We start from the raw sequence: 17,402 nt of genomic DNA, 5'->3' as shown, positions 1-17,402 counted from the left end.
TCAGGCCGCGCGCGGTCCGCTGACGCCGGCCTCTACCTGCCAGGGCTCGCCGCTGGCGCGGTGCAGCAGCCGCACCGGCACCGGCTCGACATGCCAGATGCGCTCGCAATATTCGCGGATGGCCCGGTCCGACGAGAAGCGCCCGGAGCGCGCGCACGACAGCACCGACATGCGCTGCCAGCGCGCCTGGTCGGCATACGCGGCCGACACCTTCTGCTGGCAATCGATATAGGAGGCAAAGTCCGCCATCAGCAGGTAGGGGTCGTGCCCATGCTGCGGCTCGAACAAGGGCCGGAACAGGCCGGGCTCGCCGCGCGAGAAGAAACCCTGCTGCACCAGGTCGATCACCGCGCGCAACTGCGGGTTGCTGTGGTAGTACGCGGCCGGGTCGTAGCCGCTTTCGCGCAGCGCATAGACCTCCGGCGCGGTCAGGCCGAACGGGAAGAAGTTGTCATGGCCCACCGCTTCGCGCAATTCGATATTGGCGCCGTCCATGGTGCCGATATTCAGTGCGCCGTTCATCGCGAACTTCATGTTGCCGGTGCCGGAGGCTTCTTTGCCGGCCAGCGAGATCTGCTCGGCCAGGTCCGCCGCCGGGTAGATGCGCTGGCCGTAGGTGACGTTGAAATTGGGCAGGAACACCACCTTGAGCCGGTCGCGCACCTGCGGGTCGCGGTTGACCACGTCGGCCACCGAGGTGATGAAGCGGATCATCAGCTTGGCATAGGCGTAGCCGGGCGCGGCCTTGCCGCCGAACAGGAAGGTGCGCGGCTGGATCTGCGCGCCGGGATCGGACTTGATGCGGTGGTACAGCGCAATCACATGCAGCACCGCCAGGTGCTGGCGCTTGTATTCGTGGATGCGCTTGACCATCACGTCGAACATCGACGACGGGTCGATCACCACGCCCGTGGTGTCGCGCACCAGTTGCGCCAGGTCGCTCTTGTTGGCCAGCCGCGCCGCCTGCCACGCGTCGCGAAAGCCGGCGTCGTCGGCATACGGCTCCAGCGCGCGCAGCTGCTCGAGGTCCGAGATCCAGCCATCGCCGATCGCATCCGATACCAGCCGCGTCAGCCGCGGGTTGGACAGCGCCAGCCAGCGCCGCGGCGTCACGCCATTGGTGATGCTGGTGAACTTCTCGGGCCACATCTCGTAGAAGTCCTTGAGCACGTCCTCGCGCATCAGGCGCGAGTGCAGCTCGGCCACGCCATTGATGGCATGGCTGCCGACGCACGCCAGGTTGGCCATGCGCACATGGCGCTGGCCATGCTCGCTGATCAGCGACAGCCGCGCCAGGCGCGATTCGTCGCCGTAGAAGCGGATCCGCACCTCGTCCAGGAAGCGCGCGTTGATCTCCAGGATGATCTCGAGGTGGCGCGGCAGCACCCGCCCGAACAGCGGCAGCGGCCACTGCTCCAGGGCCTCGGGCAGCAGCGTGTGGTTGGTGTAGGCGAAGGCGCTCTGGGTGATGTGCCACGCCTCGTTCCAGGGCAGGTCGTGCTCGTCGACCAGCAGCCGCATCAGTTCGGCAATGCCCACGGCGGGGTGGGTGTCATTGAGCTGCACCGCGAACTTCTCGTGGAAGCGCGTCACCGGGATGCCGTCGACCGCGAGCAGCCGCAGCATGTCCTGCAGCGAGCAGGCGACGAAGAAATACTGCTGCTCGAGCCGCAGCTCCTTGCCCTGCGTGGTTTCGTCGTTGGGGTAGAGCACCTTGGTCAGGTTCTCGGAGGTCACCTTCTTGCTGACGGCGCCAAGGTAGTCGCCGCGGTTGAAGGTGTGGAAGTCGAAGGCCTCGGTTGCGTCGGCGCGCCACAGGCGCAGTGTGTTCACGGTGTTGACGCGGTAACCCAGGATCGGCGAATCGAACGGCACGCCGACCACGGTCTTGGCCGGCACCCAGCGCACGCGGTAGTGGCCGCGGTCGTCGGTGTAGTGCTCGGTGTGTCCGCCCAGGCGCACCTGCACGGCCCATTCGGAGCGCTGGATTTCCCACGGGTTGCCGTTGCGCAGCCAGGTGTCGGTCTTCTCGACCTGCATGCCGTCCATGATGGTCTGCTGGAAGATGCCGTACTCATAGCGGATGCCGTAGCCCAGCGCGGGAATCTCCAGCGTCGCCAGTGAATCCATGAAGCACGCCGCCAGCCGGCCCAGGCCGCCGTTGCCCAGCCCCGGCTCGACTTCCTGGTCGAGGATGCGGGCGAGGTCCAGTCCGGCCTCCTCCATGGCCTCGCAGACCTCCTCGAAGATGCCCAGGTTGATCAGGTTGTTGCCCAGGTGCGGGCCCATCAGGAATTCGGCGGACAGGTAGGCCACCGTGCGCGAGGGCTGGCCCAGGTAGGCCTCGGCGGTGCTGATCCAGCGCTGCACCAGGCGGTCGCGCACGGTATGCGCGGCGGCCTGGTAGAGGTCGTTCTGGCTGGCGTGCCCGGGCAGCTTGCCCTGGGTATGGAACAGGTGGTCGAGAAAGGCCTGGCGCAGGCTGGCGCCGGACAGGGCAGTGCGGGTGTCATCGGCATGCTCGGGCCGGATGGCTTCGTTCATGGCGGGGCTCCTGCGCATGGGGGTGGGTCAAGCTTAGCGGATCGAAAGGCGGTTGCACGATCGATGCGGACGGCGGTTCCGGGCACAGCACATTGGCGGTGGCGGTGGGGCTTGTGGCCCTCATCGCTGCTCCGGCGGATGGCGTGCGCCGGGGCGGATGCCTCGCCATGCGTCGGCCCGCGCGCGCAGCGCCGGGGTGCCGAACCACGCACGCACCTCGGTATCGAGCCGGCGCTGCCAGTTGGGATGGCCGCTGGTGGTGCCCGGCAGGTTGGGCTGTTCGGCCAGGCCGAGCAGGTCTTCCACCGGCAGCAGCCGCATCGCGGTGCGCGCCGTGCCCAGCCAGGCCAGCACCGCGTCCAGCGGCGCATGCTGCGGGGCGGGCACGGCGCCGCTGCATAGCCCGGCGTGGCACAAGGCCTGCCAGAGCGCCGCGCGCTCGCGCGCGCGGCCGGCCTGTGCCTGCGCCAGGGTTTTGCCCGGCGCCAGCAGCCGCAGCCGGTCGCGCCACGCCAAGTCCTGGCCGGCCCACCAGCCGGCAACGGTGGGCAGGTCGTGCGTGGTGGTGGTGGCGACGGCATCCGGGGGCCAGTCTTGCGGCGGCACGAAGGCCGCCGGCTCCGCCTCCGGGCCGGTCACGTCGCCGGTATCGGCCGGTGCCGCATCCTGAGTCTCGTTTTGCGCGGGCGCCTCGCGCTGGAACCACAGCACGTCGATGCCCAGCACGCCGCGCGCCGACAGTGCCGCATTCAGCTCCGGCGGCACCGTGCCGAGGTTCTCGCCGATGATGATGGCGCGATGCCGCCACGACTCCAGCGCCACCAGCCGCAGCAAGTCCTGCAGCGGATAGCGCAGGTAAGCGCCGTCGCTGGCGGGCGCGCCGGCCGGCACCAGCCACAGGCGCGCCAGGCCCAGCACGTGGTCGATGCGCAGTCCGCCGGCGTGCGACAGGTTGGCGCGCAGCATCTCCAGGAACGCCCCGTAGCCGTGCCGGCGCAGCCCCCGCGGCGAGAACACCGCCACGCCCCAGTCCTGCCCGAGCGGGTTGTACAGGTCCGGCGGCGCGCCGGCATGGAAGCCTGCCAGCGTTTCGGCCTGGCGCGTCCAGGCCTGGCTGCCGCCGGGGTCGGCGCCGACGGCAAGGTCGCGGATGATGCCGATGGCCATGCCGGAGTCCCGCGCCGCGCGCTGCGCCCGCGCCAGGCCATCGTCGGCGAGCCATTGCAGGAAGGCGTGGAAGGCCACGTCGTCGGCGTGAGCCTGCGCGAAGGCGGCCACTGCGGCATCGGCCGGCGAGCGCAGCGTAACCGGCCAGCAGCGCCAGTCCGGCGCGGCCTGCTGGTTGTTGCCGTTGCCGCTGTCGCCGAGCCGTCGGGCCTGGATTGCCTCATAGCAGGCATGGGCATGCAGCGCTGTGCCGCCGCGCGCGCGGAACGCGGCATAGTCCTCCAGCGCCGCGCGCGGCAGCAGGTTCTCGCGCCGCTGCCACAGCCAGCGCAGGATGGCGTAGCGCAGCGGCGCCAGCGCGATCCAGTCGATCTCGCCGCGGGCGTCGAGCGCCTGCAGCGTGTCGCCCGCGCCAAGGCCGGCGATGGCGGCGTCCACCGCGGCCTCGCCGAACACCGTGGCAGGGTCCGCATAGAGCGGGTTCAGGAACAGCCGGCTCGACGGCGCATACGGGCTGTAGCGCTCAGGCAGCGCGGCGAAGGGCGCGTGCAGCGGGTTGATGGCGATGGCGTCCGCGCCGGCGCGCGCGGCGCTGGCGCAGCCTTCGGCCAGCGCGGTCAGGTCGCCCATGCCGCAGGCCGCGCCGCGGCGCAGGCTGTAGAGCTGCACCGCCAGGCCCCACGGCGGCGTGCGCGCGCCGTCGCCGTTGCCCTCCTTGCCGCGGCCGGCATGCCGCAGCGCGTCGGCGACGCCGTAGCAGCGCCGCGGCGCCACCGCAAGCGTGGCATGGGCATTGCCGAGGTCCAGCCGGTGATAGCCGCAGACGTCGATGGCGGGCAATTGAAGCAGCACGGCGTCGGCACCCGCGCCGCGCACCGCGGTGCCGGCGATGATCGCGCCGTCTTCCAGCGTCACCCGGTAGGCGCGCTGCGGCACGGTATGCGGCCACGGCACCGTGACCGGCTGGCCGCGCTCCGCGGTCAGCAGCGGCGGCACCGCATGGGCCGCGTCGTCGGCGGCCAGCCATGCATGCGAGGCGGCGCACTGGCCCGGGCTGCCGCACGGCAGGCCCAGTCCTTCCAGCACGCGCCGCAGTGCGGCGTCGCCGACCTCGCGCGGCTGGTCCCAGGCATCGGTCCAGTGCGGCTGCAGGCCGGCGCGCAGCGCCAGCGCCTGCAGCGGCGAAGGCGTGCCGGCGCGGCTCACGCGTGGTCCTCCCGCGGCGTGGGCGCCTGCGCGGCCAGCAGCACCAGCGAGTGGGCGGCAACCGGCTGGGATTCGCCCACCTGTGTGCCAGCCAGCTCGGCGTCGCTGGCCTCGGGCCGGCTGCTATCGAACAGCAGGGCCCACGGCAGCGCGGGCTCGGGCAGCTGGAAGGTGGCATCGCTGTCGCCGGCGTTGAGCAGCAGCAGGGTCACCTGCACCGCGCGGGCGTCGCCGGACGCCGCTTGCGCCAGCGTACCCAGCATCGGGCGCTCCGGCTGCGGCGGGGCGGCGGCGCGCCGCAGCGCCAGCGTGCGGATCTCGGGGTCGGCCCATTCCTCCGGCGTCGGCGGCTTGCCGTCGGTATCGAACCAGGCGATGTCGGCAATGCCCGGCGCCGGTTCTTCGCGCCCGTGGGCAAAGCGGTCGCCGCCCAGCGCATGGAGCCTGCGCCGCAGCGCCAGCAGCCGGCGCACCATCTGCTGCATCGGCTGCGCGCCGGGCGCCTGGGTCTGCTTCCAGTCCAGCCACGACAGCTCGTTGTCCTGGCAATAGGCGTTGTTGTTGCCGGCCTGGCTGCGGCCCCATTCGTCGCCGGCAGTCAGCATCGGCGTGCCTTGCGCCAGCAGCAGCGTGGCCATCAGCGCCTGCGCCACGCGGCTGCGGCGCTGCAGGATGTCGGGGTCGTCGGTGGGGCCTTCGACGCTGCCGTCCGGGCTCCAGTTGGCGCTGGCGTTGTCGTCGGTGCCGTCGCGGTTGTCTTCGCCGTTGGCTTCGTTGTGCTTGGCGCTGTAGCTGACCAGGTCGGCCAGGGTGAAGCCATCGTGCGCGGTGATGAAGTTGATGCTGGCCCACGGGCGCCGGCGGCGGCGGTCGAACAGGTCGGCGGAGGCCGCCAGCCGCGCCGCCATCTCGCCGCGGTGCCCGGCGTCGCCGCGCCAGAAGCGGCGGCTGACGTCGCGGAACTTGTCGTTCCACTCGGCAAAACCGGGCGGATGGTTGCCCAGCTGGTAGCCGCCCGGGCCCAGGTCCCAGGGCTCCGAGATCAGCTTGACGCGGCTCAGCACCGGATCCTGCATCAGCGCGTCGAAGAAGCCGGAGCCCGCGTCGAAGCCGTTGCCTTCGCGCCCGAGCGTGCTGCCGAGGTCGAAGCGGAAACCGTCGATGTGGTAGCACTGCACCCAGTAGCGCAGCGAATCCAGCACCATCTGCAGCACGCGCGGGTGCGACAGGTTGAGCGTGTTGCCGCAGCCGGTGTCGTTGATGTAGTGGCGCTCGTCGCCGGGCATCAGCCGGTAGTAGCTGGCATTGTCGAGTCCGCGCCAGGACACCGTCGGCCCCAGCTCGTTGCCTTCGCAGGTGTGGTTGTAGACCACGTCCAGGATCACTTCGATGCCGGCGGCGTGCAGGCGCCGCATCGCCACCTTGCATTCCTGCAGCTGCCCGGTGCCGAGGTAGGCCGGCTCGGGGGCGAAGTAGGACAGCGTGTTGTAGCCCCAGTAGTTGCGCAGTCCGCGCTCCAGCAGGAAGCGGTCCTGCAGGATGGCGTGCACCGGCAGCAGTTCGACGGTGGTCACGCCCAGCTGCACCAGGTGGTCGATAAAGCGCGGGTCGCACAGCGCGGCAAAAGTGCCGCGCAGGTTGGGCAGCAGGTCGTCGCGCAGCATCGACAGGCCGCGCAGGTGGGCCTCGTAGATCACGGTGGCGGGCCACGGCACGGCCGGTGGCCGGTCGTCGCCCCAGTGGAAGCTCTCGTCCACCACCACCGCCTTGGGCATGGTCGGTGCGCTGTCGCGGCGGTCCAGGGTGAGGTCGCCACGCGCGCTCTGCAGCCGGTAGCCGAACAGCGCATCGGACCAGCGCACCGGGCCGCTCAGCTGGCGCGCATACGGGTCCAGCAGCAGCTTGTGCGGGTTGAAGCGGTGTCCGTGGCCGGGGTCGTAAGGGCCGTGCGCGCGATAGCCGTACAGCGTGCCCAGTGCCGCGTTGGGCAGGTAGCCATGCCAGATCTCGTCGGTGCATTCCGGCAGCGGCAGGCGGACCAGTTCCTTGCGGCCGTTGTCGGAGAACAGGCACAGGTCGATGCGCGAGGCGTGCGCCGAGAACACCGCGAAATTGACTCCCAGCCCGTCCCAGTGGGCGCCCAGCGGAAACGGCTTGCCGGGCAGCAGCCGGTCGGCGAACTGGCGCGTCATGTCGCGGCGCCTTCGCTGCCGTCACCCCGGTCGAAGCGCAGCACCAGCGTGGCCAGCGGCGGCAGCGTCAGCACCAGCGAAGCCGGCTGCCCGTGCGAAGGCACGTCGATGGCCGTCACGGCGCCGCCGTTGCCGAGATTGCTGCCGCCGTAGACCGCGGCATCGGTATTCAGGCATTCCCGCCACGTGCCGGCATAGGGCACGCCGACACGGTAACCCTGGCGCGGCACCGGCGTCATGTTGACCACCGCCAACACCACTTCGTGGCTGTCCGCCCCCGCGCGGCGCAGCCATGCGAACACGCTGTTGTGGTTGTCGTCGCCGACCACCCACTGGAAGCCTTCGGGGCTGTGGTCCAGCGCATGCAGCGCGGGCAGCTCGCGGTAGAGCCGGTTCAGGTCGCGCACCAGCGTGTGCATGCCGCGGTGCATGGACTGGTCCAGCAGCGGCCAGTCGAGCTCGGCGTCGTGGTTCCATTCCTGCCACTGCGCCAGCTCGCCACCCATGAACAGCAGCTTCTTGCCCGGATGCGCCCACATGAAGCCGTAATAGGCGCGCAGGCCGGCAAAGCGCTGCCAGTCGTCGCCCGGCACCTTGCCGATCATCGAGCCCTTGCCGTGCACGACCTCGTCGTGCGACAGCGGCAGCACGAAGGCTTCGGACCAGGCGTAGACCAGGCCAAAGGTCATGTTCTGGTGGTGCCAGGCGCGGTGGACCGGCTCGTGGCCAAGATACTTCAGGGTGTCGTGCATCCAGCCCATGTTCCATTTGAAGTCGAAGCCGAGCCCGCCGCTGGCCACGCTGGCGGTCACGCCGGGCCAGGCGGTCGACTCTTCGGCGATGGTCAGCGCGCCCGGGCAGCGTTCATGGACCACGGCGTTGAGTTCGCGCAGGAAGTCCACCGCTTCGAGGTTCTCGCGGCCGCCGAAGCGGTTCGGCACCCACTGTCCGGGCTGGCGGCTGTAGTCGCGGTAGAGCATCGAAGCCACCGCGTCGACGCGCAGGCCGTCGGCGTGGAAGTGCTCGAGCCAGTGCAGCGCGCCGGCCAGCAGGAAGCCGCGCACTTCGTTGCGGCCAAGGTTGTAGATCAGCGTGTTCCAGTCCTGGTGGAAGCCTTCGCGCGGATCCTGGTGCTCGTACAGCGCGGTGCCGTCGAACTGCGCCAGCCCGTGCGGATCGGTGGGGAAGTGCGCCGGCACCCAGTCCAGGATCACGCCGATGCCGGCCTGGTGGCAGCGATCGATAAACGCGGCAAAGGCCTGCGGCGGTCCCAGCCGCGCGGTCGGCGCGTACAGGGACAGCGGCTGGTAGCCCCACGAGCCACCGAACGGGTGCTCGGTGATGGGCAGCAGCTCGATATGGGTGAAGCCCAGTTCCTGCACGTAGGGCACCAGCCGGTCGGCCAGGATGTCCCAGCCGTGCTGCGCATCGTTGGCCGCGCGCAGCCACGACAGCACATGGACTTCATAGACCGACATCGGCGTGCGGTATGGGTCGCGCTCTTGGCGGCTGGCCATCCAGTCGTCATCGTGCCAGGTGAACGGGGGCGCGCCCTGGCCGGGACCGGTCACGACCGAGGCGGTGGCGGGCGGCGGCTCGGCGGCCAGCGCCAGCGGGTCGGCCTTGTCGGGCAGCTCGGTGCCGTGCGGGTCGAGCAGGTCGTACTTGTAGCGGCTGCCCGGCTGCGCGCCCAGCGCGGCGGGGACGAACAACTCCCAGATACCGCTGGGATGGCGCAGCCGCATCGGATGCCGCGCCGGGTGCCAGCCGTTGAAGTCGGCGATCACCGAGACCCGCCGCGCATTGGGGGCCCACACCGCGAAGCGCACGCCGTCGATGCCGTCGACGCGCTGGCATTGCGCGCCCAGGCAGGCGCCGAGCTCGAAGTGCCGGCCCTCGGCGATCAGGTGCAGGTCCAGCTCGCCCAGCAGCAGGCCGAAGGCATAGGGGTCGGCGCTGCACTGCTCGGTGCCGTCGGACCATTGCACGCGCAGCCGGTAGGCCGCGGCGCCGTTTCCGGCCGCGCGCGGCAAGCGGGCGGCGAACACGCCGCCGCCGTGCAGCCGCTCCATCTCCGCCAGCGGCGCGCCGCCGGCATCGGCCAGCTGCACCGAGGCCGCCCCGGGCAGGCAGGCGCGCACCAGCGTGGCGTCGCCATCCGGATGGGGTCCCAGCACGCCGAACGGGTCGGGGTGGCGGCCGCCCAGCAGGGCGTCGAGTTCATGACCGGGCAGCTGGCCTGCCGGCTTGCCGGCGGTTGTGCCGCTACCGGTACTGGCGGGAGGGCTCATGCCGGTTCTCCGGTCGGGGCCAGCTTGCGCAGCAGGCGGGCCAGCCCGCTCGTGGGCAGGTCGATCCACGCCACGCGGTTGGCGGCTTCATATTCGACTTCATACGCCGCCCGCTCCAACAGGAACAGGTCGAGCAGCGGTTGCAGCTGGTCAGGTGCCACCCACGGGTCGGGCGCGCCTTCCATGTGCTGGCGGTAGCAATTCAGGAAGGCTTCATTGGCGGTGGTGCGGAAGCGTTCCAGCAGCACCGCGCGCCGTTCGGCCAGCTGCGGCGGCAGCTCGCTGTGGGTGCGTTCGCGGCGGTCGGTGCCGACCGTGGCCGCGGCATAGTCGAGCGAGCGCAGCAGCCCCGCCACGTCGCGCAGCGGCGAGGTCTTGCGCCGGCGCCAGTCCAGCGGCAGGCCCGGTTCGCCCTCGAAGTCGACCAGGTAGGTGTCGTTCTGCGCGACCAGCACCTGGCCCAGGTGGAAGTCGCCATGGATGCGGGTTTGCAGGCTGCCGGGGGCGGCGGCGGCAAGCTTCTCGACCAGCCCGGGCAGCGCATCGCGCGCGGCCATCAGGGTTTGCACATCGGCCTCGAAGGCCGGGCTGGCGGTCTCGGTGGCGGACGGTGCCTGCAGCCGGCTCAGGGCGCGCTGCAACGCGTCCATCGCCTGCCCGGCCCAGGCGCGCGCATCGTCGTCGGTGGCCGGCAGCGGCGTGAAGGCGTCGTCGTCGGTGGGGCGCGCCAGCACCGCGTGCAGTTCGGCCAGCCGTCGCCCCAGCGTGCCGGCCAGCGCGGCGTAGCCGTTCATGGCCTCGGCGAACTCGTCCTCGCTGTCCTGCGACGGCAGTGCATCGTCGATGGCGCGGCCCAGGTAATCGAGGGTCCAGTCCCAGCCGTTGCCCTGGTTCAGGATATAGCCCTGCAGCAGCATCATGGTATGCGGCACGCCGTCCGGCCCGGTGCGCACTACCTCGCCCAGCAGCGCCGCGGCATGCGCATAGCCCTGCGCGGTCAGGTAGCGCGTCATCTCGGCTTCCGGGTGGATGCCGCCCGAGAGCCGGCGCACCAGCTTGAGCACGGCGGTGTTGTTGTACGACAGCGAGCTGTTGGACTGTTCGGCCGACATGTACTCGATCGGGTCGCGTTCCAGTTCCAGCGCGGCCAGGCCGGGCTCGGCGCGGAAGTGGATCAGGTCGTGGCCGGCGTGCACCTGCAGGCCGTTGCGCAGCGCGCGCACCACCTCGCGCGCGAAAGGCTCGACCACGAAGCCGTCGGTGGCCAGGCCGACGCGGCTGCCCTGGCGCACACGCGCCATCGACAGCCCATGCGCCAACTGCGAGACCCCGTCGGCGCTTTCGCGGTCCCACAGGATGCCAACCGGCAACTGGTAGCGCTCAGTGCGCCCGGGCAGCGCCACTTCGACCTCGCCCAGGTAGATGTCCTCGCCGCCGCTGCCGCGCGCGAACGGCAGCAGGTAGGCCAGCGCGACGCGCTCGATGCGCTCGTGTTTGGCGCCGAACCAGCGGCGCCGGCCGATGTAGTGCGGCAGCACTTCGCTGGCCATCAGCCGGCGCGAGGCCTCGGTCAGCTCGGGCCGGCCGGTGTTCTGCATCACAAGGGTGATCTGGTCTGGCATTTGTTCGGGCGCCTCCACGTGCCACGACGGCGGCTGCGCCTCGTCGCTCAGCACGAACCAGTAAAAGCCATAGGGTGGCAGCGTCAGCAGGTAGGTCAACGTGCCGATCGCCGGGAACGGCGTCGCGCCCATCATCTCCACCGGCACGCGGCCGTTGAACGCCGACAGGTCGAGCTCCACCGCCTGCGGCGCGCGCGACAGGTTGGCCACGCACAGGATGTGCTCGCCTTCGAACTCGCGCAGGTACGCCAGGATCTTGCGGTTGCCGGGAAACAGGAAGCGCAGCGTGCCGCGGCCGAAGGCGCGGTGCTTGCGCCGCAGCGCCAGCATGCGTCGCATCCAGTTCAGCAGCGAATGCGGATCGCGTGCCTGGGCCTCGACATTGACCGCCTCATAGCCGTACAGCGGGCCCTGCAGCGGGGGTAGCACCAGGCGCTCGGGATCGGCGTGCGAGAAGCCGCCGTTGCGGTCGGGCGACCACTGCATCGGGGTGCGCACGCCGTCGCGGTCGCCCAGGTGGATGTTGTCGCCCATGCCGATCTCGTCGCCGTAGTAAATCACCGGCGTGCCCGGCATCGAGAACAGCAGGCTGTTCATCAGCTCGATGCGGCGCCGGTCGCGTTCCATCAGCGGCGCCAGGCGGCGGCGGATGCCAAGGTTGATGCGCGCGCGGCGGTCGGTGGCGTAGACCTCCCACAGGTAGTCGCGCTCGCTGCTGGTCACCATCTCCAGCGTCAGCTCGTCATGGTTGCGCAGGAAGATGGCCCACTGGCAGTTGGGCGGCACCTCCGGCGTCTGGCGCATGATGTCGGTGATCGGAAAGCGGTCTTCGCGCGCGATGGCCATGTACATGCGCGGCATCAGCGGGAAGTGGAACGCCATGTGGCATTCGTCGCCTTCCGGCTCGGGCCCGGTCAGGCCGAAGTACTGCTGCGCGTCTTCCGGCCACATATTGGCTTCGGCCAGCAGCATGCGGCCGGGGAAGTGCTGGTCCAGGTGCGAGCGGATGCTGCGGATGACGGCGTGGGTCTCGGGCAGGTTCTCGTTGCTGGTGCCTTCGCGCTCGACCAGGTAGGGCACCGCGTCCAGGCGCAGGCCGTCGACCCCCATGTCCAGCCAGAAGCGCATTACCGACAGCACTTCGTTGAGCACCTGCGGGTTGTCGAAGTTCAGGTCCGGCTGGTGCGAGTAAAAGCGGTGCCAGAAATACGCGCCCGCCACCGGATCCCAGCTCCAGTTGGATTTTTCGGTATCGCAGAAGATGATGCGCGTGCCGGCATAGGCCTGGTCATGATCCGACCATACGTAGTAGCGGCGCGCCGCCGAGCCGGGCTTGGCCTTGCGCGCGCGCTGGAACCACGGATGCTGGTCGGAGGTGTGGTTGATCACCAGCTCGGTGATCACGCGCAGGCCGCGCGCGTGCGCGGCGGCGATAAAGCGCCGCGCGTCGGCCAGCGTGCCGTAGTCGGGGTGGACATTGCGGTAGTCGGCGATGTCGTAGCCGTCGTCACGGCGCGGCGACGGATAGAACGGCAGCAGCCATACCGTGTCTACGCCCAGGTTGACGAGGTAGTCGAGCTTGCCGAGCAGGCCGGCGAAGTCGCCCACGCCATCGCCGTTGGCGTCGAAGAAGGACTTGATGTGCAACTGGTAGATGACGGCGTCCTTGTACCAGAGCGGATCGGCGTTGAGCAGGGCGGCGCTGGCGGTTTCGGTAAGGCGTTTCATCCGTGTCTCCACGTATGCCTGTCAGGCGCCGTGCGGGTCGGTCGAGACCGGCGCAGCAGGTGGGCGGGGGGCGGGACGTTCCAGCGGCTGCACATGCCAGACCGCGAACGGCAACTGAGCCGGGTCGAGGCGGATGCGCTGGTGCTTGCCGCGCAGCTGGAAGCGCTGGCCGCGCATCAGTTCCTGCACCGCCAGGCCGGCCTGGTCGGGCAGGCCCCATTCCCACAGCGGGATTTCGATATCGGCATCGTGCGCGGTGCGCGGGTCGAGGTTGATTGCCACCAGCAGCACGTCGTCGCCGAACAGGTAGTCCGTGCCCGGCACGAAGCGCGCGAACCACAGCACCGCGTCGCTGCCGGCATGGTAGAAGCGCAGCCCCAGGTGGTTCTGCAGCGCCGGGTGGCCGGCACGGATCTCGTTGAGGCGCGAGATCTCGGCGACGATGTTGCCCGGCTGCTGCCAGTCGCGCACGCGCAGCTGGTATTTCTCTGAGTCCAGGTATTCCTCGCGCACCTTGCCGTCGAGCACGAAGGGTGCGCTCTCGCACAGCTCGAAGCCGCTGTACATGCCCCACAGCCCCGACAGCAGCGTCGCCAGCGCCGCGCGGATCAGGAATGCGGGACGGCCGCCGTGATGCAGGAAGTAGGGGTTGATGTCGGGTGTGTTGACGAAGAAGTGCGGCCGGAAAAAGTCGCGCAGCGGGCTCTGCGTCAGTTCGGTCAGGTACTCCGTCAGCTCCCACTTGGTGTTGCGCCAGGTGAAGTAGGTGTACGACTGGCTGAAGCCAAGCTTGGCCAGCCGCGCCATCATCTTGGGCCGGGTGAAGGCCTCGGCCAGGAAGATGGTGTCGGGATGGCGCGCGCGCACGTCGGCGATCATCCATTCCCAGAACGGCAGCGGCTTGGTGTGCGGGTTGTCGACGCGGAAGATGCGGATGCCGTGGTCGGCCCAGAACATCACCACGTCGCGCAGGGCCTGCCACAGCGCGGCACCGGCAGGCGGCGCGGCGTAGAAATCGACGTTGACGATGTCCTCGTATTTTTTCGGCGGGTTCTCGGCGTAGCGCAGCGAGCCGTCGGGCCGGTGCGCGAACCACTCCGGATGGTCCTTCAGCCACGGATGGTCGGGCGAGCACTGGATCGCGAAGTCCAGCGCCAGCTCCAGGCCGTTGGCCGCGGCGGCGTCGATCAGCCGGCTGAAGTCCTCGAACGTGCCCAGCTCCGGATGCAGCGCATCGTGGCCGCCTTCGGCGCCGCCGATGGCGTAGGGGCTGCCGGGGTCGCCCGGCTCGCTGCGCAGGCTGTTGTTGCGGCCCTTGCGATGGGTGCGGCCGATCGGGTGGATCGGCGGGAAGTACAGCACGTCGAAGCCCATCGCTCGGATCGCGGGCAGGCGCGCGATGACGTCATCGAAAGTGCCATGGCGCTGCGCGTCGTTGCTTTGCGAGCGCGGAAACAGTTCATACCAGCTGGCGAACCGCGCCGCCAGCCTGTCGGCCTCGACCGGCATCGCCACCGGATGGCGCGACGCGAACGGGCGTCCGGCCGGGGTCTGCATCGCGGCCTGCATGGCCGCGGCGGTGCGCTCGGACAGCAGCAGCTGCAGGCGCCGTTCGTCATCGCCGGCGGCGGCGGTCAGCTCGTCGACGATGGCGGAGAGTTCGCTGTCGGTGGCGGTCTCCTGGCTATCCTTCTTGCCGGACTTCCTGCCGTTGCGCGCTTTTTTATTTCCACCCGGCCGCAGCAGCGCGTCGGCCACCAGCCGCGCGCCTTCCTCGATCTCGAGCGCGACGTTGAGTCCCGCCGCGCGCTTCTTGCCGATCTCGTCGAGCCAGCTGGCGTAGGTGTCGCGCCAGGCCTCGACCGTGAATTCATGCCGGCCCAGCGCCACCAGCGGGAAGCTGCCTTCCCAGCGGTCGTTGATGCCCGGCTGCATCGGCGTTTCGCGCCAGTCGCTTTCGCCGGGCGCGCGCCACAGCACTGCCGCGGCCAGCTTGTCGTGGCCGTCCATCCAGATATCGGCGCTGACGGTGACGCGTTCGCCCACCACACGGCGCACGGCGAAGCGGCCGGCGTCGCAGGCGGGCTCGACCTGTTCGATGGCGATGCGCGGCGCCTCCATGGCGGCGACCACGCTGCCCAGGCCGGTGACCGCCAGGGTTTCGTGGCCGTGCGGCGCGGTCGCGTCCGGCCGCGGCATGCCGGGCCGGCTCAGCGGCACCGGCGGCACTTCGTAGAGGCGGATATCGGCCGGTGCCAGCGTGATGCTGGACAGCGCATCCAGGCGGCTGGTGCCGTCAAGCGTGCCGCCCGGGCCGCCCGCGGCGGGCTCCAGGCGGGCGCTGGCATGCGGCATGGCACTGAGCACGCGGTCGGCGCCGAGGCTGGCCGGCTCCATCGGATCGGGGTTGAGCACTACCGCCAGCGCGGGGCCGGCGTCCGGCACGGCGGGATCATCGCGGTGTGGCGCGGCATCGGGGCCATTGCCATGGCCGTCGGGGGCGGGCAGGCGCGCCAGCACCGTCAGCGGTGCGTCGGGCCCGCTCAGCAGGCGCACCGCCAGCGCCGGCGCGGGATCGCGCGCGGCCAGCCAGGTGTTGGCCTCGAGCACTTCATGGGTGATGTCGTAAGGCACGCCGTCGTGCGCGTGGCCGTCCGGCGCCAGCGGATCGCGCGCCTGCGCGCCGCCGGTCTCGAATCCCGCCGGCACCAGGATGCCGTCGCCGATCGCGGCGGCAGTCCACAGCGCGCGCCGCGCGCTGAGCGCGTCATGGCGCGCCGGCGCCAGCGCCGGCGCCGCCAGCACCCGGCCAAGCCGACGCAGCCGCGCCATTTCCTCGGTCAGCCAGGCGCTGCGGTAGTCCCACCACGGCAGCGAGCAGAAGGCGCCATCGAAGCCGGCGGGCGCCAGCTCGTCCAGCTGTGCCGGCGTCAGCCCCGGGGTCCAGGCGAGAAAACGCGGCGTGCCGCGCGCCGTTTCGGGCACCGCATCGCCACGCAAAGTTGCAAGCAGGGCGGCCCAGGACTCACCGGGCACGCGTGCCGGCGCGCGGCAGCAGAAGCCGGCCGCGCCGGCGGCCCACGCCAGGCGCAGCCGTGCCGCCCACCATTGCACCAGCGCCTCGGCGATCTGCCGGTCATGCCAGCGCAAGCGCGAGCCGGGGATATGGTTGTCGGTCTCATGCGGCGCGAAGGCGGGCGCCGCGGTGTCGATCCAGGCCGCATCGGGAAGGTCGTCGGTCCCGGCGGCGCCGTCCGCCATATAGCGGTCGAGTGATATATCGAGCAGCGGGGCCAGTCCATGCCGGGCGCACGCCGCGAGCGTGTCGTCCTCAGGCAGGTGCGGCCAGCCGCCGATCAATACGTGGTCGAACCCCAGTGCCGCCACGCGCTGCAGCGCATGCTGGTCGGCTTCGGGCGTTCCGGTCAGGTCGATCTGGCAGATCCGCACATGTCCTCCCGGTGTTTCGCTCCGGCGGAGCAACAAAAATCCCGGAGCGGCGCCTTGCGGCCAGCCGCCGGGATGGCTCTGCCATGCGAAGTGCGTGCCAGCGCGCCCGCGCGCGGCGATGGGCCGGTTCTCGCAGGCAGCGCAAGGCGTGCGGCGCGGCGGCGCATGTGCCGATCCGGCAACGGCTTGTAAAAAATACTGGTGGCCGCCGCGTTGATGGAAATATCGCGCAAGGCCGCGCGGGCACTGCCGGCCTATGCATTTCCCGGTATGGTTCTTGCCCCTGTGAGCCCATACGTGCCATCGCCGGCACGGTGAAAAGCCATCTAAGGGGACCCATGGATCAGTGGCTGGAGGCGGCGCAATGGCCGGCAATGGTGGTGACGGTAGTGGCGACGTGGCTGGTCGGCTCGCGCTCGATCACGCGGCGGCGCGCCGGCTTCTGGGTGTTCCTGGGCAGCAACGTGTTGTGGATTGCGTGGGGCTGGCACGGCGACGCGTATGCGCTGATCGTGCTGCAGCTGGCGCTGATCGCCATGAACCTGCGCGGCATGCGCGAGGCGCGCAAGGCGTGGCGGGCCGCCGCGCAGCACGCCTTCGCCGCAACTGGCGCTGCGCGGGGCCAGCCGCTATCCTTGGACCAGTCCGGCATGCGCGGCATTTCCGGCGCCAACGCGCAACCGCCGGCAAGCGCCGGCTCCGATCGGTGACTTCACGGTCCGCCCGCGGACCAGGGCAGGTGTGCCATGGCGAAGAAAAAAATCCTGTTGCTCAACGCGCTGATCGCGGCCTCGCGCGAGGGCGAGCTGGGCTGCCGCCGCGCCGCCACCGCGGCGGCCAACCCCCATCTGAAATCCGTGCTGACCAGCCGCGCCAATGCGTTCGCGCAGGCCGCGCATGAGCTGAAGGCGTGCCTGCTCGACCTGGGCGAGGTGCCGGAGGCCTTGCCGGCCCCCGCGGCCCAGGCGATCGGCAAGCACAGTTCCGACCGTTCCATCGTGCAGGCCATCAGCAAGCGCGAGCACGCGGTGCAGCGGCGTTATGCGCGGGCGCTGCGCGCGCATGTGCTGGGCTCGCGCCTGCGCGCCGTGGTGCGCAGGCAGTATCGCGGCGTGCAGTTGAACCACGAGCTGTTCCGGGTGCTGCGGCAGCAGTACCGCGCGCCGCAAGAGCGGCCTTAGGGCGTGCAGCGCGCCACAGCA

8 protein-coding genes are annotated in these 17,402 nt (G+C 70.5%); 2 read left to right on the top strand and 6 right to left on the bottom strand.

Going from position 1 to position 17,402, the window contains the following annotated elements; all coding sequences use genetic code 11:
- The 6 genes from ACEI37_RS01470 to ACEI37_RS01445 all read right to left on the bottom strand — a co-directional run bounded on the left by ACEI37_RS01470 (position 1) and on the right by ACEI37_RS01445 (position 16,200).
- Complete coding sequence (locus tag ACEI37_RS01470) at positions 1 to 2,544, bottom strand: glycogen/starch/alpha-glucan phosphorylase (RefSeq protein ID WP_373376991.1); 2,544 nt, start codon at positions 2,542 to 2,544, stop codon at positions 1 to 3.
- A gap of 120 nt (positions 2,545 to 2,664) precedes the next feature.
- Complete coding sequence (gene malQ / locus ACEI37_RS01465; RefSeq protein WP_373376990.1) at positions 2,665 to 4,917, bottom strand: 4-alpha-glucanotransferase; 2,253 nt, start codon at positions 4,915 to 4,917, stop codon at positions 2,665 to 2,667.
- On the bottom strand, positions 4,914 to 7,109 hold the full coding sequence (gene glgX, locus ACEI37_RS01460; protein ID WP_373376989.1) for a glycogen debranching protein GlgX: 2,196 nt from the start codon (positions 7,107 to 7,109) through the stop codon (positions 4,914 to 4,916). Before glgX ends, malQ begins: the two co-directional genes overlap by 4 nt.
- Positions 7,106 to 9,400: a 1,4-alpha-glucan branching protein GlgB gene (glgB, locus tag ACEI37_RS01455; protein ID WP_373376988.1), complete on the bottom strand. Its 2,295-nt coding sequence runs from the start codon at positions 9,398 to 9,400 to the stop codon at positions 7,106 to 7,108. The genes glgX and glgB overlap by 4 nt, the downstream gene beginning before the upstream one ends.
- On the bottom strand, positions 9,397 to 12,750 hold the full coding sequence (treS, locus tag ACEI37_RS01450; protein ID WP_373376987.1) for a maltose alpha-D-glucosyltransferase: 3,354 nt from the start codon (positions 12,748 to 12,750) through the stop codon (positions 9,397 to 9,399). Before treS ends, glgB begins: the two co-directional genes overlap by 4 nt.
- Before the next feature lie 21 nt (positions 12,751 to 12,771).
- Positions 12,772 to 16,200: an alpha-1,4-glucan--maltose-1-phosphate maltosyltransferase gene (locus ACEI37_RS01445; RefSeq protein WP_373376986.1), complete on the bottom strand. Its 3,429-nt coding sequence runs from the start codon at positions 16,198 to 16,200 to the stop codon at positions 12,772 to 12,774.
- A 338-nt stretch (positions 16,201 to 16,538) separates the two neighbouring features.
- On the opposite strand from ACEI37_RS01445, the gene ACEI37_RS01440 reads away from it, so the two are divergent.
- Both ACEI37_RS01440 and ACEI37_RS01435 read left to right on the top strand, forming a co-directional pair.
- A complete protein-coding gene (locus ACEI37_RS01440) occupies positions 16,539 to 16,910 on the top strand; it encodes a hypothetical protein (RefSeq protein WP_373376985.1) in 372 nt (123 codons plus the stop codon).
- Between the two features lie 36 nt (positions 16,911 to 16,946).
- Positions 16,947 to 17,381, top strand: coding sequence for a PA2169 family four-helix-bundle protein (locus ACEI37_RS01435; protein WP_373376984.1), 435 nt, complete (start codon positions 16,947 to 16,949; stop codon positions 17,379 to 17,381).
- The last annotated feature ends 21 nt before the right edge of the window (positions 17,382 to 17,402 follow it).

The sequence above is a fragment of the Cupriavidus nantongensis genome, assembly GCF_041726985.1.
Classification (GTDB): Bacteria; Pseudomonadota; Gammaproteobacteria; order Burkholderiales; family Burkholderiaceae; genus Cupriavidus; species Cupriavidus nantongensis_A.
This window is presented reverse-complemented; position numbering and strand designations above follow the sequence as displayed.

Bases quoted from the DNA above. Each gene is read 5' to 3' on its own strand.
- ACEI37_RS01470 (WP_373376991.1), bottom strand. From the start codon at position 2,544: ATGAACGAAGCCATCCGGCCCGAGCATGCCGATGACACCCGCACTGCC.
- glgX (WP_373376989.1), bottom strand. From the start codon at position 7,109: ATGACGCGCCAGTTCGCCGACCGGCTGCTGCCCGGCAAGCCGTTTCCG.
- glgB (WP_373376988.1), bottom strand. From the start codon at position 9,400: ATGAGCCCTCCCGCCAGTACCGGTAGCGGCACAACCGCCGGCAAGCCG.
- treS (WP_373376987.1), bottom strand. From the start codon at position 12,750: ATGAAACGCCTTACCGAAACCGCCAGCGCCGCCCTGCTCAACGCCGAT.
- ACEI37_RS01440 (WP_373376985.1), top strand. From the start codon at position 16,539: ATGGATCAGTGGCTGGAGGCGGCGCAATGGCCGGCAATGGTGGTGACG.
- ACEI37_RS01435 (WP_373376984.1), top strand. From the start codon at position 16,947: ATGGCGAAGAAAAAAATCCTGTTGCTCAACGCGCTGATCGCGGCCTCG.